The 23,742-nt window shown below is 73.3% G+C and carries 23 protein-coding genes; 12 read left to right on the top strand and 11 right to left on the bottom strand.

The genetic code is table 11. The annotated features are described in order from the left end of the window. Positions 1 to 15 precede the first annotated feature (15 nt). The 3 genes from N542_RS0109995 to N542_RS0109985 all read left to right on the top strand — a co-directional run bounded on the left by N542_RS0109995 (position 16) and on the right by N542_RS0109985 (position 3,528). Positions 16 to 1,302, top strand: coding sequence for an MFS transporter (locus N542_RS0109995; protein ID WP_028643800.1), 1,287 nt, complete (start codon positions 16 to 18; stop codon positions 1,300 to 1,302). Between the two features lie 27 nt (positions 1,303 to 1,329). Continuing rightward, entirely contained in the window at positions 1,330 to 2,793 is a 1,464-nt protein-coding gene (locus N542_RS0109990) for an SDR family NAD(P)-dependent oxidoreductase (RefSeq protein ID WP_028643799.1), read from the top strand. A 90-nt stretch (positions 2,794 to 2,883) separates the two neighbouring features. Next, on the top strand, positions 2,884 to 3,528 hold the full coding sequence (locus N542_RS0109985; protein ID WP_028643798.1) for an NADPH-dependent F420 reductase: 645 nt from the start codon (positions 2,884 to 2,886) through the stop codon (positions 3,526 to 3,528). 36 nt (positions 3,529 to 3,564) lie between these two features. On the opposite strand, the gene N542_RS0109980 is transcribed toward N542_RS0109985, so the two are convergent. Beyond that, on the bottom strand, positions 3,565 to 4,092 hold the full coding sequence (locus tag N542_RS0109980) for a mycothiol transferase (protein WP_028643797.1): 528 nt from the start codon (positions 4,090 to 4,092) through the stop codon (positions 3,565 to 3,567). 133 nt (positions 4,093 to 4,225) lie between these two features. Here N542_RS0109980 and N542_RS0109975 point away from each other — a divergent pair, with 133 nt between their 5' ends. Further along, on the top strand, positions 4,226 to 4,690 hold the full coding sequence (locus tag N542_RS0109975; RefSeq protein WP_028643796.1) for a group II truncated hemoglobin: 465 nt from the start codon (positions 4,226 to 4,228) through the stop codon (positions 4,688 to 4,690). A 1-nt stretch (position 4,691) separates the two neighbouring features. Here N542_RS0109975 and N542_RS0109970 read toward each other — a convergent pair whose 3' ends face one another. From N542_RS0109970 to N542_RS24245, 8 genes are all read right to left on the bottom strand, one after another. After that, on the bottom strand, positions 4,692 to 5,192 hold the full coding sequence (locus N542_RS0109970; protein WP_028643795.1) for a hypothetical protein: 501 nt from the start codon (positions 5,190 to 5,192) through the stop codon (positions 4,692 to 4,694). After that, the gene (locus N542_RS0109965; RefSeq protein WP_028643794.1) at positions 5,189 to 6,838 is read right to left on the bottom strand and encodes a DUF429 domain-containing protein; all 1,650 of its coding nucleotides are present in this window, start codon (positions 6,836 to 6,838) and stop codon (positions 5,189 to 5,191) included. The genes N542_RS0109970 and N542_RS0109965 overlap by 4 nt, the downstream gene beginning before the upstream one ends. A gap of 12 nt (positions 6,839 to 6,850) precedes the next feature. Next, entirely contained in the window at positions 6,851 to 7,000 is a 150-nt protein-coding gene (locus N542_RS0109960; protein ID WP_155992964.1) for a hypothetical protein, read from the bottom strand. Positions 7,001 to 7,163: 163 nt separating this feature from the next. Beyond that, positions 7,164 to 8,024 (bottom strand): SGNH/GDSL hydrolase family protein, encoded by an 861-nt coding sequence (locus tag N542_RS24250; RefSeq protein ID WP_155992962.1) that lies wholly within the window; start codon positions 8,022 to 8,024, stop codon positions 7,164 to 7,166. Next, complete coding sequence (locus tag N542_RS0109950) at positions 8,021 to 9,133, bottom strand: glycosyltransferase family 4 protein (RefSeq protein WP_028643792.1); 1,113 nt, start codon at positions 9,131 to 9,133, stop codon at positions 8,021 to 8,023. Before N542_RS0109950 ends, N542_RS24250 begins: the two co-directional genes overlap by 4 nt. 212 nt (positions 9,134 to 9,345) lie before the next feature. After that, positions 9,346 to 10,272, bottom strand: a complete 927-nt coding sequence (locus tag N542_RS0109945; RefSeq protein ID WP_028643791.1) for a pseudouridine-5'-phosphate glycosidase — start codon at positions 10,270 to 10,272, stop codon at positions 9,346 to 9,348. Next, positions 10,269 to 11,363 carry a carbohydrate kinase gene (locus tag N542_RS0109940; protein WP_028643790.1) on the bottom strand — a complete coding sequence of 365 codons (1,095 nt, stop codon included), beginning with the start codon at positions 11,361 to 11,363 and terminating at the stop codon, positions 10,269 to 10,271. Before N542_RS0109940 ends, N542_RS0109945 begins: the two co-directional genes overlap by 4 nt. A gap of 21 nt (positions 11,364 to 11,384) precedes the next feature. Then, positions 11,385 to 12,596 (bottom strand): YibE/F family protein, encoded by a 1,212-nt coding sequence (locus N542_RS24245; RefSeq protein ID WP_051551580.1) that lies wholly within the window; start codon positions 12,594 to 12,596, stop codon positions 11,385 to 11,387. Between the two features lie 64 nt (positions 12,597 to 12,660). Here N542_RS24245 and N542_RS0109930 point away from each other — a divergent pair, with 64 nt between their 5' ends. Both N542_RS0109930 and N542_RS0109925 read left to right on the top strand, forming a co-directional pair. After that, positions 12,661 to 13,305: a LysE family translocator gene (locus N542_RS0109930; RefSeq protein ID WP_028643789.1), complete on the top strand. Its 645-nt coding sequence runs from the start codon at positions 12,661 to 12,663 to the stop codon at positions 13,303 to 13,305. Between the two features lie 94 nt (positions 13,306 to 13,399). Beyond that, a complete protein-coding gene (locus N542_RS0109925) occupies positions 13,400 to 13,981 on the top strand; it encodes a hypothetical protein (RefSeq protein ID WP_028643788.1) in 582 nt (193 codons plus the stop codon). Here N542_RS0109925 and N542_RS0109920 read toward each other — a convergent pair. Both N542_RS0109920 and N542_RS0109915 read right to left on the bottom strand, forming a co-directional pair. Further along, positions 13,978 to 15,510: a PucR family transcriptional regulator gene (locus tag N542_RS0109920; RefSeq protein ID WP_028643787.1), complete on the bottom strand. Its 1,533-nt coding sequence runs from the start codon at positions 15,508 to 15,510 to the stop codon at positions 13,978 to 13,980. The two genes, N542_RS0109925 and N542_RS0109920, sit on opposite strands and share 4 nt — an antisense overlap. Positions 15,511 to 15,585: 75 nt before the next feature. Next, positions 15,586 to 16,194 (bottom strand): TetR/AcrR family transcriptional regulator, encoded by a 609-nt coding sequence (locus N542_RS0109915; RefSeq protein ID WP_028643786.1) that lies wholly within the window; start codon positions 16,192 to 16,194, stop codon positions 15,586 to 15,588. Positions 16,195 to 16,282: 88 nt separating this feature from the next. Here N542_RS0109915 and N542_RS0109910 point away from each other — a divergent pair, with 88 nt between their 5' ends. The 6 genes from N542_RS0109910 (at position 16,283) to N542_RS0109885 (ending at position 23,717) form a co-directional block, all read left to right on the top strand. Continuing rightward, entirely contained in the window at positions 16,283 to 17,644 is a 1,362-nt protein-coding gene (locus tag N542_RS0109910) for a cytochrome P450 (protein WP_036507230.1), read from the top strand. A gap of 17 nt (positions 17,645 to 17,661) precedes the next feature. Continuing rightward, entirely contained in the window at positions 17,662 to 18,279 is a 618-nt protein-coding gene (locus N542_RS24240) for a TetR/AcrR family transcriptional regulator (protein WP_036507228.1), read from the top strand. Between the two features lie 97 nt (positions 18,280 to 18,376). Beyond that, entirely contained in the window at positions 18,377 to 19,597 is a 1,221-nt protein-coding gene (locus N542_RS0109900; protein WP_028643784.1) for an acyl-CoA dehydrogenase family protein, read from the top strand. 14 nt (positions 19,598 to 19,611) lie between these two features. After that, a complete protein-coding gene (locus N542_RS0109895; protein WP_028643783.1) occupies positions 19,612 to 20,598 on the top strand; it encodes an acyl-CoA dehydrogenase family protein in 987 nt (328 codons plus the stop codon). Then, positions 20,595 to 22,109, top strand: coding sequence for a class I adenylate-forming enzyme family protein (locus tag N542_RS0109890; RefSeq protein ID WP_028643782.1), 1,515 nt, complete (start codon positions 20,595 to 20,597; stop codon positions 22,107 to 22,109). The genes N542_RS0109895 and N542_RS0109890 overlap by 4 nt, the downstream gene beginning before the upstream one ends. 114 nt (positions 22,110 to 22,223) lie before the next feature. After that, the gene (locus N542_RS0109885; protein ID WP_028643781.1) at positions 22,224 to 23,717 is read left to right on the top strand and encodes a CoA-acylating methylmalonate-semialdehyde dehydrogenase; all 1,494 of its coding nucleotides are present in this window, start codon (positions 22,224 to 22,226) and stop codon (positions 23,715 to 23,717) included. Positions 23,718 to 23,742: the final 25 nt, after the last annotated feature.

The following is a 23,742-nucleotide window of genomic DNA, read 5'->3' as shown; positions in this document are numbered from 1 at the left end:
TTAGGTTCGGTGATCGTGCGCAACCTCCGGGGCCTGGTGGCCGACACCCGACCGCTGCGCAACGAGCACTTCCGCCGGCTGTGGCTGGCCAACATCATCACCGTCGTCGGCGCCCAGCTCACCGTCGTCGCGGTGCCGGCCCAGATCTACGCCGACACCGGCTCCTCGGCGTACGTCGGCCTCACCGGCCTCTTCGGACTGGTGCCGCTGGTGGTCTTCGGGCTGTGGGGCGGCGCGCTCGCCGACGTCTTCGACCGACGCACGATGCTCATCATCACCACGAGCGGGCTGATCGGCACCAGCGCGCTCTTCTGGCTCCAGGCGGCGGCCGGCAACACCAACGTGTGGCTGCTGCTCGGCCTCTTCTCCGTGCAGCAGGCGTTCTTCGGGGTCAACCAGCCGACACGGAGCGCGGTGATCCCCAAGCTGGTGGCCACCGAGCTGCTGCCGGCGGCGAACTCGCTCAACATGACCGTGATGATGGCCGGCGCCATCGGCGGCCCGCTGGTCGCGGGCGTGCTGATCCCGGTCTTCGGTTTCCAGTGGCTCTACCTGGTCGACACCTTCACGCTCTTCGCGACGCTGAGCGCGGTGGTGCGGCTGCCGAGGCTTCCCGTCGAGGACGCCGCCAAGGGCACCCCCGGCCTGCGGTCGGTCATCGAGGGCTTCACCTACCTGCGCGGCCACCCGGTCCTGATGATGTCCTTCGTCGTCGACCTGATCGCGATGGTCTTCGGCATGCCGCGCGCGCTCTTCCCGGAGATCGCGCACGCGTCGTTCGGTGGCCCCGACGAGGGTGGCATCGTCTTCGCGCTGCTCTTCGCCGCGATCCCGGCGGGCTCGGTGATCGGCGGGGTGTTCTCGGGCTGGGTCTCGCGGGTCGACCGGCAGGGTCGGGCCGTCATCATCTGCATCCTGATCTGGGGGGTCGCCATGACCGGGTTCGGCATCGCGGTCGGGCTGGCGTCGTACTGGCAGAGCGCGGCGCTCGTCGTCGCCCTGCTGATGCTGGTGATCGGCGGCGCGGCCGACATGGCCTCGGCCGCGTTCCGCACGAGCATGCTGCAGAGCGCCGCCGACGACTCGGTGCGCGGCCGGCTCCAGGGCATCTTCATCGTGGTGGTCGCCGGCGGACCGCGGATCGCGGACGTGGTGCACGGCGCCAGCGCCGCGATGGTCGGCACCGCCGCGGCCGCGGCCGGCGGCGGCGTGCTCGTGGTGATCGGGACGATGACCGCCGCGATCCTGGTGCCGTCGTTCGTGCGCTACCGGATCACCCGCCCCGCCGCGGAAGCGGTCTGAGCGGCCCCGCGCACCTAGAATCCTCCGGTGATCCAGACCGACGGCATCGACCCCGACGAACTCGCCGTCACCGTGCGCGTGCTCACCCAGCTGCACGAGCTGCCCGACGACCACCCCGACATCACCACGGTCAAGCGGGCGGCGTCGCACATGTACAAGGCACTCAAGGCCGAGCGGCGCACGCGCAAGCGGCAGGCCGAGCTCGCCGCGGACCGCGCGGTCACCGAGGCGACCGCGACCGGCTCACCGATGCGGATCGACGACGAGACCCTCGGCATCCCGTTGGTGTCGACGGCCCCGGGTGCCTTCGCGGGCGAGCTGATCAACCCGCGGGGCTGCTACATCTGCAAGACCGACTACACGCTCGTCGACGCGTTCTACCACTACCTCTGCCCCGACTGCGCCGCGATGTCGCACGCGAAGCGCGGCCAGGGCACCGACCTCACCGGGCGCCGCGCGCTGCTCACCGGCGGCCGCGCCAAGATCGGCATGTACATCGCGCTGCGGCTGCTCCGCGACGGCGCCCACACCACGATCACGACCCGCTTCCCGCACGACGCCGTACGCCGCTTCTCGGCGCTGGAGGACAGCGCGGAGTGGATCGACCGGCTCAAGATCGTCGGCATCGACCTGCGCGACCCGACCCAGGTGATCGCGCTCGCCGACGAGGTGGCCGCCGCGGGCCCGCTCGACATCCTGATCAACAACGCGTGCCAGACCGTACGGCGTACGCCCGGCTCCTACGCGCCGCTGGTCGACGCCGAGCTCGCGCCGCTGCCCACGGGCATCGCGCTGCCGGAGATCGTGTCCTTCGACCGGATCAGCGAGGCCCACCCGGCCGCCATCGCCGGCACCCTCCGCCAGCACGCGATCGCGCACCACGAGACGCCCGCACACACCCCGGCCTCGATCACGGCGCTCGCCCTCCAGGCCGGCAGCGCCAGCCTGGAGGCGCACCTGGCCGGGACGGCCGTCGACGCCGGCGGGCTGCTGCCGGATCTGCAGACCACGAACTCCTGGACCCAGACCGTCGACGAGGTCGACCCGCTCGAGCTGCTCGAGGTCCAGCTGTGCAACGCGACCGCGCCGTTCCTGCTGATCTCGCGGCTGCGGGCCTCGCTGCGGTCCTCGACCGCGCGGCGTACCCACGTCGTCAACGTCTCCGCGATGGAGGGCCAGTTCTCCCGGTCCTACAAGGGTCCTGGGCATCCGCACACCAACATGGCGAAGGCGTCGCTCAACATGCTGACCCGCACCAGCGCGGGCGAGATGTTCGAGACCGACCAGATCCTGATGAACGCGGTCGACACCGGCTGGATCACCGACGAGCGCCCGCACCAGGAGAAGCTGCGGATCGCCGCCGAGGGCTGGCACGCGCCGCTCGACCTGGTCGACGGTGCGGCCCGGGTCTACGACCCGATCGTGCGGGGCGAGGCCGGCGAGGACCTGTACGGCCACTTCCTCAAGGACTTCAAGCCCAGTCCGTGGTAGCCGTCAGTTTCACCGCTTACCCGGTGAAACTGAGGGAGTGACGCGACCCTGAGGGTGGAACAAGCAGGCGCAGTACGCCGTTCGCCCTGCATGACCACCATCGGATTCATCGGCAGCGGCAACATCGGCGGCACCCTGGCCAAGCTCTTCGCGGAGCAGGGGTACGACGTCGTCATCAGCAACTCGCGCGGGCCGGAGACGCTCGCCGACCTGGTCTCGGAGATCGGCGAGCGCGCGCGGGCCGTCACCGCAGCGGAGGCGGCCGAGGCCGGGGAGATCGTCGTGGTGTCGATCCCGTTCCTGGCCGTTGACACGGTCCCGGTCGCGCCGCTGGCGGGCAAGGTCGTGATCGACACCAACAACTACTACTTCGAGCGCGACGGCCACGTCGCCGAGATCGACGACGGCTCCACGACGCCGAGCGAGATCCTCCAGGCACACCTGCCGGAGTCGCACGTCGTCAAGCTCTTCAACGCCATCCAGGCCGGCCACCTCGCCACCCAGGGCGTCCCCGCCGGCACCGCCGGGCGCCGGGCGCTCCCGCTGGTCGGCGACGACGCCGGCGCGAAGGCCACCGTCGCGGCGCTCGCCGACGAGATCGGGTACGACGTCGTCGACGCGGGCCCGCTGGCCGAGGGCTGGCGCTTCGACCGCGACCAGCCGGCGTACGGCCCCGAGGTCGACGCCGCCGGTCTCACCGATCTGCTCGCCCAGGCCAAGCGCGCCTCCGCCTGACCCGGCTGACCCGGACCATGTCGGGCTGGCGTCCGGCTAGGCGTCGGTCCGGGCCTCGAGGTCGGCGCCGAGCAGCCCCCGCAGGTACGCCGCCTGGCCGACGTGCTGGGCGTCGTCGTCCACGATGCTGACCAGACGGACGCCCCGGGTGACCGGCGGCGTCCAGCTCCGGTCGATGACCTCGTCGAGGTCGGCCTCGGTGACGGTGCGCAGGTAGGCCACCGTCGCCTCGTGGGTGGCCCGCAGGTAGTCGGCCAGCAGCCCGGCCGGCGCCCGCACCTTGCCGACCTGCTCGCTGGTCTGGCCATAGCCGTGGTCGGCCGGGTCGAGGTCGAGGTCGAAGCGCTCCACCCAGCCCTGGCTGCGCCACACCTCCTCGGTCCCGGCGGCGTGCGCGATCTGGGCGTCCTGCACGCGGGCGGCGTGCCAGATCAGCCACGCGATCGAGTTCGCGTCGGGCGCGACCCGGTGCGCGAGCTGCTCCTCGCTGAGGCCGTCGACCGCGGCGACGCCGTTGTCCCGGATCCGCTCGAAGAAGTCGATGAGGACGTCTGCTGGTGTCATGCCGTCGACGGTAGCGAGTGCCGGTGACATCCGCCCCGAGGCCCCCGCGCCACCAGCTCCGCCGAATCCGGTTGCGGCGGGGACCACCATGGGAGATGACCGACCGCGACACCGCACCCCCGCTGGAGGACCGATGGCTGACGACCCGACGCTCTACGACTGGGCCGGAGGCGGACCGGCGCTGCGCCGACTCATCGACTGCTTCTACGACCGCGTCGAGCGCGACGAGCTGCTCCGCGGGTTCTTCCCCGGCGGCGTCACCGAGGAGCACCGCGCCCACGTCGCGGCCTGGTGGTCGGAGGTCTTCGGCGGTCCTGCGGCCTACACCGAGGAGCACGGCGGGTACGAGCGGATGCTCGCGCACCACCGCGACCTGGCGATCACCGGCGAGCAGCGGCACCGCTTCGCCTCCACGATGAGCGCGGCGGCCGACGACGCGGGCCTGCCGGCGGACCCGGAGTTCCGGGCCGCGCTCGTCGGCTACCTCGAGTGGGGCACCCGGCTGGCGGTGGAGAACTCCCAGCCCGGCGCCGCGGTCGTGGAGCAGGCGCCGGTGCCGCGGTGGGGATGGGGCGTCGCGCCGCCGTACCGACCCTGAGTCAGAGCGTGATGCGCAGCTGGGTGGGCGGGTTGTCGCCGTCCGTCGGCGCGGTGAGGCCGCCCAGCAGCCCGACGACGGCCGACACGGCCAGGACGGCGCCGAGGTGGGCGCCCGGTCCGGGGGCCCGCGCGCGCTGCCGCTGGAAGTAGTGCGTGGAGCAGAAGACCCCGAGGGCGACCAGCTCGCCGACAGTGAAGGCCAGGTCGATCAGCCCCCGGACGTCCGGCCCCGACAGCGTCCCGATGACCCCGAGGAGCGCGGCGAGGCCGAGCAGCACCCAGACCACGACCAACCGGACGGTCCGGGCCCGCAGGACGCCGGCCGCGAACCACGCCACGACCGCCGCGCTGAGGACCATCGAGAGCAGCACCCAGACCCCGTCTGACCGGCTCAGGCCGTGGTCCTGCAGCTGGAGGAGCTGGTCGGCGAGGAAGAGCCCGGCCAGGACGTACGCCGAGCGGGGCAGGCGGTCGTCGGCGGGGACGGCAGGCTGGGTCATCCGCGCATCCGCTCCAGCCGTGCCCCCAGCAGCGCCTCGCGATGGGCGTTGCCGGGCAGCTCGACGTACCGCTCCCCGAAGGCGGCGAGGAGCGCGTCGTCGAGCCGGCGCACGGCGCCGGGCGGGTACCGGTAGTCCATGCGCGCGGTGACCTGCTCGGGGTCGACGTCGGCGAGCACGTCGCCGAGGCCGGCGAGCGTGGTGATGCCGAGATCGGGCAGCAGGCCTGCGATCCAGGCGTAGTGGTCGGTGCGGGACCACTCGGCGTCGGGGTACTGACCGGCGAGGTACGCCGCGAGCTCGCGCGGCGTGATGCCGTCGGCGTCGATCTCGGGCTCGGTGACCGACCCGCTGCGCAGGCGGTCGCGGATGGTCGTGAACTCCTGGTCCGCGAGCTCGAGCAGCCCGGCGGCGAGGGTGAAGCGGCGGTCGAAGTCGCGGGCGTGCTCCTCGGGCACCGTGCCCTTGTAGCGGATGTCGTGCTCGAACTCCGCCCACGCGTGCTGCAGGACGGTGCGCACCTGCACCTGCGCGTTCGGCGCACCGGTGCGCGCCACCTGGAGGTGGCGGCTGGCGTAGCCGAAGCGACCCTCGCTGGCGGTCTCCTGGCCCAGGTCGCGGTCGTCGAGCACGGTGAGCTGGGAGCCCAGCACCTCGGCGACGGCCGCCACGTCGCTGCGCACGTAGGTGATCACCCGGATCCCGATCTGGTCGGCGATGTCGCGCAGCGGGTCGCCGTACACCGGCTGCCCCTCCGCCACCCGCCCCGCCTTGGCGGCGAAGGAGTCGACGGACTTCGCGCGGCCGGTGACGGTCAGGTAGTTGATCCCGGCCTCGTCGAGGATCTCGGTCACCAGCGCGGCGTACTCCTGGGCGTCCCGGATGCGCGAGGGGTGCAGCCGGGCGTACTCCTCGATCGCGGTGCGAATCGTGGCGTGCGCGTCGGGCAGCGTGGGCGTGACGATGTAGCCGTGCTCGACGTCGCCGTACGTCGTCGTGCGCTCCGGCCAGCGCTCGGCGAAGAGCGCGACGTAGGCGCACACGACCGCGTCGACCTGGTCCTCGACCCGGCGCAGGTCGACCTTGCGGGTGGCGCCCTCGACCTGGGCGCGCAGGTCGCGCCAGGTCTCGTCGGTGGTGACGAGGCGTTCGACGTGGTCCATCAGCACGAGCAGCTCGGAGCGCAGCAGCTCGAGGCTGCGACCGGGCTTCGCCTTGTACTTCAGGGTCTTGCCGAGCCCGAAGAGCACGACGGTCGCGGGGTGGGGGTAGACCTCGATCGCGCGCCGTTTGCGTCCCGAGCGGGGATCCATGTCGAGGCCGAACATCTTGCAGACGCGGGCCCCACGGGTGCCGTTCGCGAACTCCGGCTTGCCGGTGTTCGACGGGTGCGCGCCCGCCTCGAACCGGCGGAAGTCCCGGGTCAGCGCCTGCTCGGCGGGCCGTGACCCGGTCGGGTTCACCACGATCAGCGGGGCGTCGATCCCGACCAGGCAGGGGCCCTCGACGTACGGCGCCAGCGCGGCCCGGATCTCCTCGTCGGTGCGCACCGCCGACACGTGCACGAGCTGGGCATCCTCGTCGAGCACCGCGAGCCCGGTGGGCTGGCGCTCTCCCCACGCGAGGTCGATCCCGACGAAGTGCATGGGGCCAGCCTGTCAGAGCCCGGCGCGCTCCAGGGCCACCCGGGCGGTGCGCGCGGCGTGCACGGCGCGACCGGAGCGGCGCGTACGACGCACGGTCCGCTGCGGAGTCAGCCGCAGCGCCTGGTCCAGGACGATCGCGGGGTTGACGGTGAGGGGGTTCATGACTGCCTTCTGGTGGTTGCCGGAGGTGCTCGGGCGGCTCACGCTCCCCGATGAGGCGCCGCCCGGACATCGGGAGGAGTCCCGACATCGCACCCAGATACGGCGTCCTCAACGGAATCTGAGGTGCCTCAGACCGCAGACGACGGATCCGGTTGCGAGAGGTCTACGCCTGGACGACCAGGTCGGTTGCATCGGATCTCGGGAGGGGCGGGTGGTGGCCGAACGGCACCGCGTCGGCGTACCCCAGCGCGGCCAGCACGCTGGGCAGCATCGCCTTCGCCGTACGCCGGTAGCCGGCACCGGAGGGGTGGAAGCGGTCCAGCGCGAACATCTCGTCGGGCCGGGTGATGAAGAACGGCCCGACCACGTCGGCCAGCGAGACCGCGTGCCCACCCAGCTCGGTCGTCACCTCGCGCTGCACCGCCGCGAGCTGGCGCGAGGCCCGGGCGCCGAGCGAGCGCAGCGGCTGCGGCAGCGGCTGGAGCGCGCCGAGGTCCGGACAGGTGCCGACGACGACCCCCGCGCCCGACTCGCGCAGCGCCCGGACGGCGGCGCCCAGGTGGCGGCGGGAGTCGGCGGTGCGCACCCGGTGGGTGATGTCGTTGCCGCCGACGACGATCACGGCGACGTGCGGCACGTACGCCGCCGGCAGCGCCGCGAGCTGGTCGGCGAGCCCCGAGCTCTCCGCGCCGACGACCGCGCCGGTGTGCAGCCGCACCGCGCGGTGGGTCGCCTTCGCGACCCGGCGCGCGAGCTGCCCACCGAGCGTGTCACCCGCGCGGTCGGCGCCGAGGCCTGCCGCGATCGAGTCGCCGAGGAGCAGCAGGTCCACCGGGTCGCCGTACTTCTTCTTGTAGACGCGGTCGTCCCGCAGCGCCTGCTCCCCGAGCGGCTTGCCGATCACGGCGCGCGCGGCGTCGGCCTGGCGGCTCAGGGCGTACGCCGAGGCGGCGACCGTCGTCACCGTCGCGGCCGCGGCGACGACCAGGCCCCATGCCGTCCGTCGCCAGGCGCGTCCGCTCACGCGGCGGCGGCGGCGCCGTCCAGCACCGCCCGGTAGTGGACGTCGACGAGCTCGCCGACGACGCCCGCCCAGGTGCGCCCGGCCACGGCGGCGCGGGCGCGGTCGGCCAGGTCGCGGCGCCTGCCGGGCGCGCCGAGGAGCGAGGCGACGCAGTCGCGGAGGGAGCCGAGGTCACCGGGGTCGAACAGCAACCCGGTGCGGCCGGGGTCGACCAGGTCGAGGGGACCGCCGGCGGCCGGGGCGACCACCGGGACGCCGCTGGCCTGGGCCTCCTGGACCGTCTGGCAGAAGGTCTCGCTGTCGCCGGTGTGCACGAAGACGTCGAGGGAGGCGTACGCCGCCGCGAGCGCGCCGCCGCCGAGCATCCCGGTGAAGATCGCGTCCGGCAGGAGCCGCTCCAGCTCCGCGCGGGCCGGTCCCTCGCCGACCACCACGAGCTGGACGCCCGGCAGGCCGGCCAGCACGGAGAGCCGGTGCACCTGCTTCTCGTGAGCGAGCCGCCCGACGTACCCGACGGCCAGACGGCTCCCGCCGGTCCACCGCTGGTGCAGCACATCGCTGCGTCTCGACGGGTCGAAGAGGTCCAGGGCGATGCCGCGGCGCCACAGGTGGAGGTCGCGCACGTGGAGCGCCGCGAGCTGGTCCCGGGAGGCGGACGACGGCACCAGGGTGCGGTCCACGCGTCGGTGCAACCGACCGACCCACCGGTCGACCACCAGGTCGGCCTTGAGTCCGTACTGCCGGGCGAACCCGGAGATGTCGGTCTGGTAGACCGCGACCGTCGGGACCCCGAGCCGGCGCGCGGCGCGCAGGCCGACCGCGCCGAGCGCGATCGGGCTGGCGAGGTGCACCAGGTCGGGACCGAAGCGGTCGAGGCTGTGTCCGAGGGCGGCGTCCGGCAGCCCGATCGGGAAGGACCGGTAGCCCGGCATCCCGACCGAACGGACCCGGACGACCGGGACCCCCTCGTGGTGGGCGGGCCCGGGTCCGGGGGCCACGACCAGTGCCTCGTGGTCGGCGGCGACGAGCTCGTCGACGACGTGTCGCACGGTGTTGGAGACACCGTTGACCTGCGGGAGGAAGGACTCCGTCACGATGGCGACGCGCATGCCTCCACGGTGCGCGCGCTCGGTGAACGGCCGGCGACCTGGGTGGAAGGGTCGAGCGAAGTGCTGGTGGTCTTGCGGCGGTCGGGCTGGTCGGGGGCCTGGTCAGGGATACCCGGTTAACCGGGTATCCCTGAACTTCTCGGCCTCTGCAGTGCCCGAGGAGTTGAGGAAGTGCCCGAGGAGTCCGACCTCAGCCCACACCTCAGCCGACCTCAGGCGGGCGTGCCAGAGCCGGCGTACGCCACCGCGATCGCGGCACCGAGCCGCGCGTTGTGGCGCACCAGCGCGATGTTGGCGGTCAACGAGGCGCCACCGGTGATCTCGACGATCCGGCCGAGCAGGTACGGCGTCGCCTCCTTGCCGCGGATGCCGAGCGCGTCCATGTCGCCGAGGGCCTGGTCGATGATCGCGCCGATCTCGTCGGCGGGGATCTCGTCCTCGAGCGGGATCGGGTTGGCGATCACGATGCCGCCCTCGATGCCCAGGTCCCACTTGGCGCGCATCACCGCGGCGACCTCGGCGGCGCTGTCGACGCGCATCGGCGCGGGGTGGCCGCTCGAGCGCGAGTAGAACGACGGGAACTCGTCGCTGCCGAGGCCGAGCACCGGCACGCCCAGCGTCTCCAGCGTCTCGAGGGTGAGGCCGATGTCGAGGATCGACTTCACGCCGGCCGACACGACGGCCACCGAGGTCTGCCCCAGCTCGGTGAGGTCGGCGCTGATGTCGAAGGTCTGCTGGGCGCCGCGGTGCACGCCGCCGAGACCGCCGGTGACGAAGGTGCGGATGCCCGCCATCGCGGCCAGGCGCATGGTCGCCGCGACCGTGGTCGCGCCGTGCTGGCCGCGCGCGACGACGTACGGCAGGTCTCGCACGCTGACCTTGGTGACGTTGCCGTCGCTGGCGAGCAGCTCGAGCTGGTCGGGCGAGAGCCCGATGCAGAGCCGGCCGTCGAGGATGGCGATCGTGGCCGGCACCGCGCCGTGCTCGCGGACGATGCCCTCGACCTCGGTGGCCATCGCGACGTTCTGCGGGTACGGCATGCCGTGGCTGATGATCGTGCTCTCCAGGGCCACGACCGGCTGGCCGGCGGCGAGCGCGTCGGCCACCTCGGGGGCGAGGTGGAGGGAGGGGTGGCTCATGCGGTGCTCCTGACGAGACGGTCGGTGAGGTCGGGACGGACGGTGTGGGGGCTGGCGATGGTGAGGGCCGCGGCCGCGTGGCCGTACGCCGCGGCCGCGGCCGGGTCGGAGCCGTCGAGCAGGGCGTGGCAGAAGGCGGCGAGCATTGCGTCGCCGGCGCCGGTGACGTCGACGACCGCGGCCGGTACGGCGTCCAGCTCGACCGGGCCGTCGGGGCCGCTCAGCAGCGAGCCCCCGGAGCCGAGCCGCACCCAGACCAGCCCGACGCCCCGGTCGTGCAGCGCGCGGGTCGCCTTCGCGACCTGGTGGGCGGTCCGGGTCGGCAGGTCGGTGAGCGCCGCGAGCTCGTCGCGGTTGGGGGTGATCGCGTGCAGCGGCCGGTCCGGGGCGACCAGGTGGGCGAGGGCCGCGGCCTTCGGCACGCTCACCGGCTCCAGCACGACCCGGACGCCTGCGGCCGTGGCCAGGTCGAGGGCGAAGGCCAGCGTCTCGGTGGCGAGGTTGCCGTCGAGCACCACCAGCGAGGCCGCGGCGATCAGGTCGCGCGCCGCGTTGACGTGCTCGGTCGACAGGTCGTCGGTCGCGGCCATGTCGGCGACGGCGACCACGAGCTCGCCGTCGGCGTCGAGCACGGCCGTGTAGGTGCCGGTCGCGCGGGCGGATCGGCGTACCTGCTCGACGTGGACGCCGGCCCCGGACGTCGCGGCGAGCACCTGGTCACCGAGGCCGTCGGCACCGATCGCGGCGACCAGGTGCGTGCGGGTGCCCAGGCGGGCGAGGTTCTCGGCGATGTTGCGTCCGACGCCGCCGGCCGACATCGACGCCGTCCCGGGGTTGCTGGTCGCCGCCACGACCGCCCGGCGGCTGCGCGCCTTGACGTCCATGTTGGCGCCGCCGACGACGACCACCGACTGCTGCTCGCTCAGGACGTAGCCCCGACCGAGGATCACGCCCTTCTTGCCCAGGTTGGACAGGTGCACGTTGACGGCGGCGCGGGTGGTGCCGAGCTCGCGCGCCAGCGCCGCGGAGCCGATCAGCGGGTCGCGGCGCAGCAGCGCGACGATCTCCTGCTCGCGGTCGGTCAGGCTCATGCTTGTCAGCATAAGCCATGCTTACTCCGACAAGGACCGGGCTCCGGGAACCACCAGCGCCGCGATCGCCGTGGTGAGCGGTACGGCGAGCACCAGGCCGATGCTGCTCGCGAGGGTCCGGACGATTTCCTCGGTGATGTCCTCGGTGGCGAGGAGCACGTCCCACGGCAGGCCGTAGAGGCGCAGGACGAGCAGCACCGCGAGCGCCGTGCCGGCGTAGGCGAAGACGATCGTGTAGATCGTCGAGGCGATGTGGTCGCGCCCGATCCGCATGCCGCTCGCGAAGAGCTGAGCGCGTCCCATCGCCGGCGACGCCGCGCGGATCTCCCACACCGCCGACGACTGGGTGATCGTGACGTCGTTGAGCACGCCGAGCCCGGCGATGATCACCGCGCACGCGAAGAGGTCCTGGAAGCCCAGGTCGCCGACCAGCGCGGAGAGGATCCCGGCCTGCTCGTCGGCGATGCCGGTCAGCCGGGTGGCGGCGGTGGCGACCACGCCGATGCCCGCGGTGACCAGGACCCCGGCGAGGGTGCCGGCCAGCGCGGTGCTCGTGCGCAGCGAGAAGCCATGGGTCGTGTAGAGCACGACGAACATGATCAGCGCCGCGCTCGTGAGGGCGACGGCGACCCCGGACTCCCCGACGAGCAGCGCCGGCAGCACGAACCGCCAGATCACCAGGCCGCTGAAGGCCAGCCCGACGAGCGCGAAGAGCCCGCGCCAGCGAGCCACCGCGAGCACCAGGCCGACGAACACCAGCAGGAGGACCACCACGGGACCGGTCCGGACGGTCCCGAAGTAGGAGTACGCCGCGTCGGCGTCGTCCGCGCCGGGCGTGCGCTGCAGCTTGACCCGGTCACCGACCGACAGGCCCGAGTCCTGGACCTGCGGCGAGATCTGGACCGTCGCCCGGTCTCCCTTGCCCGCCCCGTCGGCGACGGTGACCTCCATCCGCCCGCAGTCGCTGTCCGAGCCCGTCTCCGCCGCGGTGCACGGCGCGTTGATGCTCTCCACCGTGGCGTTCGGGAAGGTGACCCCCGGCGCCGCGAACGTCACGTCCTGGGTCACCCGGTCGACCTCGGCGCTGCTCGGCCAGAGCAGCAGGATGCCGGCCAGGGCTGCGATCCCGGCGATCGCCAGGGTCGCGAGGAGCACCAGCCGGGGAGCACGCGCGACCACCAGATCGGCGTCGCCACCCGCGCGGTGAGACCCGTGCGAGTGTCCGGCGCCCATGGGCTCATCCTTCCCGACCCGCAAACCCCGTGCGTGCGGGGGCGACGACCACCACACTGGCCTGGTGCCGTCGACCCACCAGTGGCTCGCCTTCCTCGTCGCGAGCGCGCTCTTCATCCAGGTCCCGGGGCCCAGCCTGCTCTTCACGATCGGCCGGGCCCTGACCGTCGGGCGCCGCGATGCGCTGCTCTCGGTGCTCGGCAACGCGCTCGGCCTCACGACGCAGGTCTGCCTCGTCGCGGTCGGCCTCGGTGCGGTGGTGGCCGCCAGCGCCGAGGCCTACACGCTGCTCAAGGTGGTCGGGGCGGCGTACGTCGTCTGGCTCGGCGTCCAGGCGATCCGCCACCGCGCAGACGCGCGGGCCGCGCTCGAGGCCGTCGAGATCGGGGCCGTCGCCGCCGCTCCGGCCTCCCGGTCGCTGCGGATCGGCTTCGTCGTCGGGGTGACCAACCCGAAGACGATCGTCTTCTTCGTGGCCTTCCTGCCCCAGTTCGTCAACGAGCCGGCCGGCCGTGCCGGGCTGCAGCTCGCGTTGCTCGGCGCGGTCTTCGGGGCCATGGCGGTCGTCTCCGACGGCACCTGGGCGCTCGCGGCGGGGAAGGCGCGGGACTGGTTCGCCCGCCGGCCGCGGCGCCTGGACACGCTCGGCGTCGCCGGAGGCGTGATGATGATCGGCCTGGGCGCCACCATGGCCGTCGCGTCGGAGTAGCGCACCCAGCGCACGCTGGCCGTCCGCACAGCCCCGCCACAGCGCGACGAGCCATCGTCCTGAAGGTCAGACCCGACCATCAGGAGGTACAGACATGGACAGATCGACAGCAGCACGGATCGGCATGGCCGGCGCGGTCGCGGGGGCCGGACTGGCGATCGGTGGCGTCGCGATGGCCTCGGCCGAGAACGACGGGGCGAGCACCGCGCCGAGCGCGAGCGCCGAGCCCGGCGGGCACCGCGGCGACCGCGGTCAGGACGCGAAGGTCCTGGCCACCGAGCTCGGCCTGGAGCAGGACGTGGTCCAGAAGGCCCTGGACGCGGTGCGCGAAGACCTGCGCCCCGACAGGCCGAGCTCGACCGACGGCACCCGGCCCACACCTCCGACCGCGGCCCAGCGCGCCGAGCGCCGGGCGGCGCTGGCCACGGCGCTGGCGAAGAAGCTGGGTGTCTCCGAGGCCAAGGTGAAGGCGGCCCTCGCGGTCGCGCAGAAGCAGGCCGACGCCGACCGCGCCGAGCGTCGCGCCGAGTCGAGGACCGCGCTGGTGACCCGGCTGGATGCGGCCGTCACCGCGGGCACGCTCACGAAGGCCGACAAGGCCTCGGTGCTCAAGGCCTTCGACGCCGCGCTGATCGAGGCCGGCGGCGATGGCCCGGGCGGCGGTCGGGGCCGCTAGAGCTCACGGCCCTGGTCGTACGCCAGCAGCGCCACTCCGAGCGAGAGCCGCGACGCGGGGTCGTCGAGGGGGTGGCCGACCAGCTCCTCGAGCCGGCGCAGCGCGGGGTAGAGCGACGTCCGGTTGCGGTGCGCGACCCGGGCGAGCTCTGCCTTGCTGCCGCCGACGGCGAGGAACTGGCGCAGCAGCACGACGAGACCGCCCCCGTGCCGGGCCTCGTGCTCGAGCAGCCGGCCCAGCTCGGACTCGGCGAACTCCTGCAGCCGGGCGTCCTCGCGCAGCGACATCAGGAGCCCGGGCAGCCGGATGTCGGCCTGCCGCACGCAGCCGTCGTACGGCGGCATCGACGCGGCCACGTCGGCGACCACGCGCGCGGACCGCAGCGAGGTCGCCGCGGCCAGCACCCCGGCGACCGGGGGGCCGGCCGCCAGCACCGCGTCGGGCTCGTCGCGCACGAGCGCGCGCGCCACCACCTCCAGGTCGACGTCCGAGGGGACCAGCAGCCCGACGTGGACCGCGTCGAGGACGCCGACCAGACCGGCCACGTCGCCGAGCGCGGCGACCAGCCGGTCCACGGACGTCTCCGAGCGCAGCCGCGCGACGGCACCGACGTACGAGCCGGACTCCGGCACGCCGAGCGCCCGCAGGCGCGCGGCCGCGGCGGCCTCGCTCCCGACGCGGGCGCCGAGCAGGTCGAGCAGGAACCCGCCGTGCACGCGCAGCTGGACCGACGTCTCGTCGCGCTCGATCATCCGGCCGAGCTCGACGGCCTGGGCCGCGCGCTCGAGCACCTGCACGGCGCGCCCGCCGCGGCGACCCGAGGGCTGCACCAGCCGACCCCACGCACCGCCCTGGATGCCGACCGGGGTCGTGAGCCAGCGCTCCGGACCGCCGCTGCCGCTCTCCCGGAGGTACGGCGTGAGCCGCGACCGGCGCTCCCAGTCGACCAGCAGCCGGTCGACCGGCTCCTCCCGGGCCGCCGCGACCAGGACCCGGCGCGACAGGTCCTCCAGCACCACCGAGGCGCCGACCAGGTCGGCGGCCGCCTCGACCAGTCGCGCCATCGGGGCGCGGGCGAGCCCGAGCTCGGTGAAGGTCTGATGCACCTCGCCGACGAACCGCAGGTCGTCGTACTGCTCGGCGACGATCTCGCGGTGCACCTGCTCGGTGACCTCGACGAAGCGCACCCTCCGGTTGAGCACCACAACCGGCAGCCCGGCCGCCCGGGCCCGGCGCAGGGCGAGGTCCGGGATGCGGGGGTACGCCGAGCTCAGCTCGACCACCAGGCCGGCGGCGCCGACGACGACGAGCTGGTCGACGAAGTCCGCGGCGGCCTCGGGCGAGGCCGCCATGCCCAGGCCGGTGGTCAGCACCAGCTCGTGGCCGACGAGCAGCGCTCCGATGTCACGCACCTCCGAGACGTGCACCCACCGGATGTCGGCGTCCAGGCCGGCGTCCCCGCCCAGGACGACCGGGTCGCCGGCGGCCAGCACGGGGAGCGCGAGGGCCTCGCGGACGGTGACGGGCATGGACCGAGCGTACGACGCTCCGTCGCCGCGGATCCGTCCACGGCCGACAGGCTGTCGCCTCCGTCGGGCGGGAGGTCAGTGGTAGAGGCCGAGGAAGCTCCGGGCGGCGACCGTGACGAGCTCGTCCGGCGTCGCCGCCACGGCCCCGTCGAGCCAGGCGGTGACCAGCTCCGCGACGCCGCCGATGAAGAGCAGGCCGACCAGCTCGTGGTCGGCCCCGCTGCGCGGCGACAGGTCGAGCTCGCGGGCGGCGTCGGCCGTGAGGTGCGCGAAGTGGCGCAGCAGGTCGGCCCGCCGCGGTCGCAGCGACGGCATCGCGGCCGCCTCGACGATCGCCACCCGGCCCTTGCGCGGGTCGTCGACCAACAGCTGCACGAAGGCCCCGACCGACGCCATCGCCCGGGCTGCGAGGTCGTCCCCGGCCTCCTCGGCGGCCCGGTGGGTGACCTCCTCGATCTCCCCGGCGACCTCCTCGAGCACGGCCGTCTGCGCGGCGTCGAGGTTGGTGAAGCTCTCGTAGAAGTAGCGCTCGGAGAGCCCCGCCCGGGTGCACACGTTGGTCATCGTGGTGCTCAGGCCCGGGTCGGCCCAGACCGCGAGGGTCGCCTCGAGCAGCCGGGCGCGACGCTCGGCCGCCCGCGTCTCCGCGCTCACCCCCCGGTAGACCCCCGACCGCACCGCCATGGAGTCAGGATCTCACGACCCCGAGAAGGTTGACAGGGCATCCTTCCTGATTCATGGTGAGCGGGTCTCGAGAAGCAGGAGGTCGACGATGACCACACCGGTGACCATCCCCGACGGCACGCCCCGGGAGATCCCGGAGCAGCGTCGCGAGGACCGCGGGCTGCCCTACCTGGGCCGCCTCTTCGACTACGCCCGCGACCCGGTCGCCCTGATGCGGCACCAGTGGGAGACCTACGGGCCGGTGGCGCCCTTCCGCGCCCTCAACAACCGGGCGGTCATGCTGCTCGGGCCCGACGCGGTCGAGCAGGGGCTCCGCAACAAGGACAAGGCCTTCGCCAACCAGCCGGCGTGGACCCGGATCGTCGGGCCCTTCTTCGGCGGCGGACTGATGCTCATCGACTTCGACGAGCACCACGCCCACCGGCGGATCATGCAGGAGGCCTTCACCCGCGACCGGCTCGAGACGTACGCCGCGCGCATGCACCCCGCGATCGCCGACGGCATGGCCGACTGGGGCACGGACCCGGAGTTCCTGGCCTACCCCGCCCTCAAGCAGCTGACGCTCGACATCGCCACCGACATCTTCATGGGCGGTGCGGAGTCCACTAGCCGCGAGGAGATGGACCGCGTCAACGACGCGTTCATCGCCTGCGTCCAGGCCGCGGGCGGGATCGTGCGGGCCGACGTCCCCTTCACCCGCTGGGGCCGGGCCTACCGCGGCCGCCGGGTGCTCGAGGACTTCCTGCGCGGCTACCTGCCCGCCCGGCGGGCGACGCGCACCGACGACATCTTCTCGGTGCTCTGCCACATCGAGACCAGCGAGGGCGAGCGGTTCACCGACGACGACGTCGTCAACCACATGATCTTCCTGATGATGGCCGCGCACGACACCTCGACCATCACCACCTCGGCGATCCTGCAGTTCCTCGGTCAGCACCCCGAGTGGCAGGAGCGCTGCCGCCAGGAGTCGCTCGCGCTCGGACCCGAGCCGAGCCTGGCCGAGCTGGAGGCGCTGCCGTCGATCGACCTGGTGCTCAAGGAGGCGCTGCGGCTGCGCGCACCGGTGCCGGTGGTGATCCGCAAGACCGTCAAGGAGACGGTCGTCCAGGGCGTGCGGATCCCGGTCGACACCGACGTCGTCATCGGCATCCAGCTCAACCACCTGCTCGGCGACTACTGGAGTGACCCGTCCACCTTCGACCCCGACCGGTTCTCGCCCGAGCGCCGCGAGGACAAGTCGCACCTCTACGCCTGGTCGCCCTTCGGCGGCGGCGTGCACAAGTGCATCGGTCTCTACTTCGCCGGCGCCGAGATCAAGGCGATCATGCACCGCCTGCTGCGCGGCTACCACTGGAGCGTCGACCCGTCGTACGTCGCGCCGCTGGACAACCACTCGCTGCCGTTCCCCAAGGACGGCCAGCCGATCGACCTGGTCCGCGCCCCGGCCTGAACCGCTACCGTGAGCCGGTGTCCACCGTCCGCCCGGCGCGCCGTACCCAGGCGGAGCGGCGGGCCGCGACCCGCAAGGCGCTGCTGGACGCGACCATCGACGTGCTCGTCGACCGGGGGTACGCCGGCCTGACGACGACCCTGGTGTGCGAGCGAGCAGGCGTGACGCGCGGCGCCCAGGCGCACTACTTCGCCACCAAGGCCGACCTCGTCGTGCAGGCCCTGAGCCACCTGACCGACGCGCTGGTCGCCGACCTCGTGTCCACGCCGATCGACGTCGTCGACGACCCGGCGGGCCAGTACGCCGTGCTGCTGGACCGGCTGTGGGAGATCTTCAGCGGCCCGGTCTCGGCCGCCCAGCTCGAGCTCTTCGTGGCGGCTCGCACCGACGCCGACCTCCACCGGCACCTGGTGCAGTTCGACCAGGCCGTGCTCGACACGCTGGACGGCGCGGCTCGGCAGGTGGCGCCCCAGCTGGTCGAGCGGCCGGAGTTCGCGTCGGTGATGACCACGGCGATCGCCACCATCCGGGGGCTGCGGATGCTGCGAGCGGTCAGCAGCGAGCGCGCAGTACGCCGGGCGTGGTCGCCGGCCCGCGACCAGCTGCTCGCCGGCCTGCCCCTGGAGCCCTCTTGACCACTTACATGCTTGAGTGCCGATAACTTCTCTGTCACTCTGGCCCCTCACGAGTGGCGTGGCTCACACCGTCGCCCGGTGCCGAGAGGGGACCCCCATGGACTTCGACGACACGCCCGACGAGGCCGCCTGGCGCAGCCGGGTGCGCTCCTTCCTGGAGGAGCACCGCGACGAGCTCGGCCGCCGCTCCGACCAGCGCGGCTTCGACGACCAGGCCGCGCGCCGGCACCAGGCGGTGCTGTACGACGGCGGCCTGGTCGGGGTGACCTGGCCGACCGACGCCGGCGGCCAGGGCGGCACGCCGATGCAGCAGGCGATCGTCGACCAAGAGCTCGCGCGAGCCGACGTGGCGGGGCTGATCAACCTGATCGGCATCGGCATGTGCGGACCCACCGTGATCTACCACGGGAGCGAGGACCAGAAGTCGCGCTACCTGCGGCGCCTGCTGCGCGCCGAGGACGTGTGGTGCCAGCTCTTCAGCGAGCCGGCCTCCGGCAGCGACCTGGCCGCACTGCGGACCAAGGCGGTGCGCACCGAGGACGGCAGCTGGCGGATCAGCGGCCAGAAGGTGTGGACGACCCTCGCGCACCTCGCCGACTACGGCATCCTGCTCACCCGCACCGACCCGGACGTCGCGAAGCACCGCGGGCTCACCATGTTCGTGGTGGACATGAAGGCCCCGGGCGTCACCGTGCGGCCGCTGCGGCAGATGAGCGGCGGGGCGGACTTCAACGAGGTCTTCTTCGACGACGTGGTGGTGCCCGACAGCGAGCGCCTCGGTGAGGTCGGCGACGGCTGGCGGGTCGCGCTCACCACCCTGATGAGCGAGCGGCTCTCCCTCGGCGGCGGCGGCACCGAGATCGGCGCCAGCGCCACGTCCGTGGCCGAGCACGTGGCCGCGCACCTCGACGGGCTCCCCGAGGGACGTCGCGCCCTGGTGCGCCAGCAGCTCGGCCGGTCGTACGTCGGCGCGCTCGCCAACCGCTACACCGGCTACCGCCTGCTCTCCAAGCTCAGCAAGGGCGAGCTCCCCGGTCCGGAGGCCTCGGCCGGCAAGCTGGCCGGCACCCAGGTGGCCCGCGACCTCGCGGACCTCGCCGTACGCGTGCTGGGCGACGACGCGGCGTACGCCGCCACCGCCGACGGCTCGCGCAGCTGGCAGGACCTCCAGGCCGTGCTGCCCGGCATGGCCATCGCGGGCGGCACCAACGAGGTGCTCCGCAACATCATCGGCGAGCGGGTGCTGGGACTCCCGGCCGAGCCACGGGCCGACAAGGGCATCACCTTCAAGGAGAGCCTCGCGTCCGCACGGGCGTGAGGAGAGGAGCACCGATGAACTTCGACCTGGACGACGAGCAGCGCGACCTCGCGGCCGCGGCCCGCGACTTCCTCACCGACGCCGCCTCGCCGGCCGACTCCCGGGCCGCGCTCGACGACGGCGCCCCGGTGCGGCCGGGGCGGACGGCGCTGGTGGAGAGCGGGTTCGCGACGATCACCGTGCCCGAGGCCGCCGGCGGCGGAGGAGGGTCGGTCCTCGACCTCGCGGTCGTGGCCGAGCAGGCCGGCCGGGTGCTGGCCGGGCCGTCCCTGGTGACCTTCGCGCGGGCCGCCGTACTGCTCGCCGGCGACCACGAGCGGCTCGCGGCGCTCGCCGACGGCTCGCTCGTCGTCGCCGTCGTGGACGGGTCCGGTCCGGTCATCGACGCGGCGGGCGCCGACCGGTTCCTGGTGCTGCGCGGCGACGACATCGTGCTGGCCGGCGGCCGGGCCACGGTCCGCGACGCGATCGACCCGACCCGTGGGCTCGGCGACGTCACGCTCGCCGACGCCGACGCGGAGGTCGTCGCCGCCGACGCCCGGCTGCGCTGGGAGCACGCCGAGCGGGTCGGCCGCGTCGTCCTCGCCGCGGAGGGCCTCGGGGCCGCGAGCCGGGCGCTGGAGATCGGGGTCGAGTACGCCCAGCAGCGGCTCGCCTTCGGCCGCGCGATCGGCTCCTACCAGGCGGTCAAGCACGCGCTGGTCGACGTCTACGTGCAGGTCGAGCAGCTGCGCTCGCTCGTGTGGTGGGCCGCCTGGGCGGCCGACCAGGCACCCGACGAGCTCCCGCTCGCGGCGGCCGCGGTCAAGGCCGCCTCCGCGACCACGCTGGAGCAGGCCGCGGAGACGCTGGTGCAGGTGCACGGCGGCATCGGCTTCACCTGGGAGCACGACGCCCATCTCTTCTGGCGCCGGGCGAAGGTCGACCGCTTCCTGCTCGGCGACGATGTCGACGCGTACGACGAGGTCGCCCGCCTGGCCGTCGCGCAGGTCTCCGCATGAGCGGCCAGCACCAGCTGGCGCTGCTCGCGGAGCAGGCGCTCGCGCGGCTCGGCGACTACGAGCAGCTCTTCTTCGAGGGCACCTGGCACACGTCGGGCGAGATCCTGTCCCGCGCCCGACGGGTGGCCACGGGTCTGGCCGCGCTGGGCATCGAGCCCGGCGACCGGGTCATCGTCCTGACCATGAACACCTCCGAGGTGTTCGTCGGCTACCACGCGATCTGGCGCGCGGGAGCGGTGGTGACGCCGGTGATCTTCCTGCAGACGCCCACCGAGCTGCGCCACATCCTGGAGGACTCCGGCGCGAAGGCGGCGATCGTCAGCCCCGAGCTGGTGCCGATGGTCGTCGGCTCGGCGGAGGGCCTCGACCTGCTGCTGGTGGTCGCCGGCGACGTGCCCGAGGGTGTCGACGCGGTGGCCTTCGCGTCGCTGGAGGAGCACGAGCCGGGCGAGATCGTGCCGCGCGACGACGAGGACCTGGCGGCGCTGCTCTACACCGGCGGCACCACCGGCCGGGCCAAGGGCGTCATGCTCAGCCACCGCAGCCTCTGGCACGCGGGGCGCGGCATGAACGACGTCGCCCGGACCACCGACACCACCCGCTCGCTGCTCCCCCTGCCGCTGTCGCACGCGTTCGGCCTCAACGTGCTGGTCGCCGGGCTGCACTCCGACCGCCAGCACGTGTCGGTGATGCAGCGCTGGTTCGACCCGCAGGGCTGGCTGGAGCTGGTGCAGGAGCACCGACTCGAGACCAGCCCGGTGGTGCCGTCGATGATGCAGATGCTGCTCGACCAGCCGTACGCCGACCACGACCTCAGCTCGCTGGTGTCCTTCGGCTCCGGCGGTGCGCCGCTCCTGCCGCACCTGCGCGAGAGGGTCGAGAGCGCATTCGGCGTCACCATCCTCGAGGGCTACGGGCTGACCGAGAGCACGGCGATCGCCACGGCCTCGACGGTCACCGCCAACCGGCCCGGGAGCGTGGGCCGGCCGGCGCCCCACGTCGAGCTGGCCATCCTCGACCCGCTCGGCGCACCGGTCGCGACGGGCGAGGACGGCGAGATCTGCATCGCCGGGCCCGGCGTGATGATGGGCTACTGGCACGACCCGGAGCAGACCGCCGCGACGATCATCGACGGCTGGCTGCACACCGGCGACGTCGGCCACCTCGACGAGGACGGCTTCCTCTACGTCGTCGACCGGGTCAAGGACCTGATCATCCGTGGCGGCTTCAACGTCTTCCCGCGCGACGTCGAGGACGTGCTGGTCGGCCACCCCGCGGTCAGCCTGGCCGCCGTGGTCGGCCGCCCGGACGCCAAGAGCGGCGAGGAGGTCATCGCGGTCGTCTCGCTGGTCCCCGGCGCCGAGGCGACCCCCGAGGAGCTGGTCGAGTTCGCCCGCGACCGGCTGGCCAGGTACAAGTACCCGCGCGAGGTGATCATCGTCGACGCCGTACCGCTCACCAGCGTCGGCAAGACCGACCGCAAGGCCGTGCGGACCATCGTGCGCGAGTGACGCCGGTGACCCGCAGCCGCCGGAGACCGCCGTACGACGGTCCGTCGTGCCGCGACGCCAGCGTGCGACGCTGTGTCCCTCGCCGTGCGGGGGCGTCGGGAGCAGGATGATGGCATGACCACCATCGCGCACTGGATCGACGGCACCACCCACCTCGGCACCGGCAGCCGCGTCGGTGACGTGACCAACCCCGCGACCGGGCTGGTGACCGCGCAGGTCGCCTTCGCCGGGCCTGCAGAGATCGAGGCGGCGGTCGGGTCGGCCAAGAAGGCGTCGATCGACTGGACGCGCACCTCGGTCAGCGCCCGCGCCCAGGTGGTGTTCCGCTTCCGCGAGCTGCTGAACTCCCGCAAGGAGGAGCTGGCCGCGATCATCACCGCCGAGCACGGCAAGGTGCTCTCCGACGCCCTGGGCGAGGTCGCCCGCGGCCAGGAGGTCGTCGAGTTCGCGTGCGGCATCCCGCACCTGCTCAAGGGCGGCAACTCCCCGCAGGTCTCGACCGGCGTCGACGTGCACTCGCTGCGCCAGCCGCTCGGCGTCGTGGGCATCATCAGCCCCTTCAACTTCCCGGCGATGGTCCCGATGTGGTTCTTCCCGATCGCGATCGCGGCGGGCAACGCGGTCGTGCTCAAGCCCAGCGAGAAGGACCCGTCGGCCGCGATCTGGATGGCGCGGCTGTGGCAGGAGGCCGGCCTGCCCGACGGCGTCTTCACCGTGCTGCAGGGCGACAAGGTCGCCGTCGACGGGCTGCTCGACCACCCCGACGTCGCGTCGATCAGCTTCGTCGGCTCGACCCCGATCGCCGAGTACGTCTACCAGCGCGCGAGCCGCGCCGGCAAGCGGGTGCAGGCGCTCGGCGGCGCCAAGAACCACATGGTCGTCCTCCCGGACGCCGACCTCGACCTGGCGGCGGACGCCGCCGTCAGCGCGGGCTACGGCTCCGCCGGCGAGCGCTGCATGGCGATCAGCGTCGTGGTCGCGGTCGGCGACACCGGAGACGCCCTCGTGCAGAAGATCGTCGAGCGCACCGCCACCCTCAAGATCGGCGACGGCGCGCTGGACACCGACATGGGTCCGCTGGTCACCCGGGCGCACCGCGACAAGGTGGCGTCGTACGTCGACGCGGGCGCGGCCGAGGGCGCCACCCTGGTGATCGACGGTCGTGAGGTGGACGCGGACGGCGCGGCGGACGGGTTCTGGCTCGGCCCCACGCTCTTCGACCACGTGACGCCGACGATGAGCGTCTACACCGACGAGATCTTCGGGCCGGTGCTGTCGGTCGTGCGGGCCGGGACCTACCAGGAGGCCCTCGACCTGGTGAACGCCAACAGGTACGGCAACGGCACCGCGATCTTCACCAGCAACGGCGGCGCCGCGCGCGCCTTCGAGACCGACGTGCAGGTCGGCATGATCGGCGTCAACGTGCCGATCCCGGTGCCGATGGCGTACTACTCCTTCGGCGGCTGGAAGTCCTCGCTCTTCGGCGACACCCACGCCCACGGCACCGAGGGCGTGCACTTCTTCACCCGGGGCAAGGTCGTCACGACGCGCTGGCCCGACCCCGGCACCGCCGGCGGCCTCGAGCTGGCGTTCCCCAAGAATCACTGAGAGTTTCATCGGCCGGCCGATGAAA

Source organism: Nocardioides sp. URHA0020 (genome assembly GCF_000620705.1).
Lineage (GTDB): Bacteria > Actinomycetota > Actinomycetes > Propionibacteriales > Nocardioidaceae > Nocardioides.
This window is presented reverse-complemented; position numbering and strand designations above follow the sequence as displayed.

Bases quoted from the DNA above. Each gene is read 5' to 3' on its own strand.
- N542_RS0109985 (WP_028643798.1), top strand. From the start codon at position 2,884: ATGACCACCATCGGATTCATCGGCAGCGGCAACATCGGCGGCACCCTG.
- N542_RS0109980 (WP_028643797.1), bottom strand. From the start codon at position 4,092: ATGACACCAGCAGACGTCCTCATCGACTTCTTCGAGCGGATCCGGGAC.
- N542_RS0109975 (WP_028643796.1), top strand. From the start codon at position 4,226: ATGGCTGACGACCCGACGCTCTACGACTGGGCCGGAGGCGGACCGGCG.
- N542_RS0109970 (WP_028643795.1), bottom strand. From the start codon at position 5,192: ATGACCCAGCCTGCCGTCCCCGCCGACGACCGCCTGCCCCGCTCGGCG.
- N542_RS0109965 (WP_028643794.1), bottom strand. From the start codon at position 6,838: ATGCACTTCGTCGGGATCGACCTCGCGTGGGGAGAGCGCCAGCCCACC.
- N542_RS0109960 (WP_155992964.1), bottom strand. From the start codon at position 7,000: ATGAACCCCCTCACCGTCAACCCCGCGATCGTCCTGGACCAGGCGCTG.
- N542_RS0109950 (WP_028643792.1), bottom strand. From the start codon at position 9,133: ATGCGCGTCGCCATCGTGACGGAGTCCTTCCTCCCGCAGGTCAACGGT.
- N542_RS0109945 (WP_028643791.1), bottom strand. From the start codon at position 10,272: ATGAGCCACCCCTCCCTCCACCTCGCCCCCGAGGTGGCCGACGCGCTC.
- N542_RS0109940 (WP_028643790.1), bottom strand. From the start codon at position 11,363: ATGAGCCTGACCGACCGCGAGCAGGAGATCGTCGCGCTGCTGCGCCGC.
- N542_RS24245 (WP_051551580.1), bottom strand. From the start codon at position 12,596: ATGGGCGCCGGACACTCGCACGGGTCTCACCGCGCGGGTGGCGACGCC.
- N542_RS0109925 (WP_028643788.1), top strand. From the start codon at position 13,400: ATGGACAGATCGACAGCAGCACGGATCGGCATGGCCGGCGCGGTCGCG.
- N542_RS0109920 (WP_028643787.1), bottom strand. From the start codon at position 15,510: ATGCCCGTCACCGTCCGCGAGGCCCTCGCGCTCCCCGTGCTGGCCGCC.
- N542_RS0109915 (WP_028643786.1), bottom strand. From the start codon at position 16,194: ATGGCGGTGCGGTCGGGGGTCTACCGGGGGGTGAGCGCGGAGACGCGG.
- N542_RS0109910 (WP_036507230.1), top strand. From the start codon at position 16,283: ATGACCACACCGGTGACCATCCCCGACGGCACGCCCCGGGAGATCCCG.
- N542_RS0109900 (WP_028643784.1), top strand. From the start codon at position 18,377: ATGGACTTCGACGACACGCCCGACGAGGCCGCCTGGCGCAGCCGGGTG.
- N542_RS0109895 (WP_028643783.1), top strand. From the start codon at position 19,612: ATGAACTTCGACCTGGACGACGAGCAGCGCGACCTCGCGGCCGCGGCC.
- N542_RS0109890 (WP_028643782.1), top strand. From the start codon at position 20,595: ATGAGCGGCCAGCACCAGCTGGCGCTGCTCGCGGAGCAGGCGCTCGCG.
- N542_RS0109885 (WP_028643781.1), top strand. From the start codon at position 22,224: ATGACCACCATCGCGCACTGGATCGACGGCACCACCCACCTCGGCACC.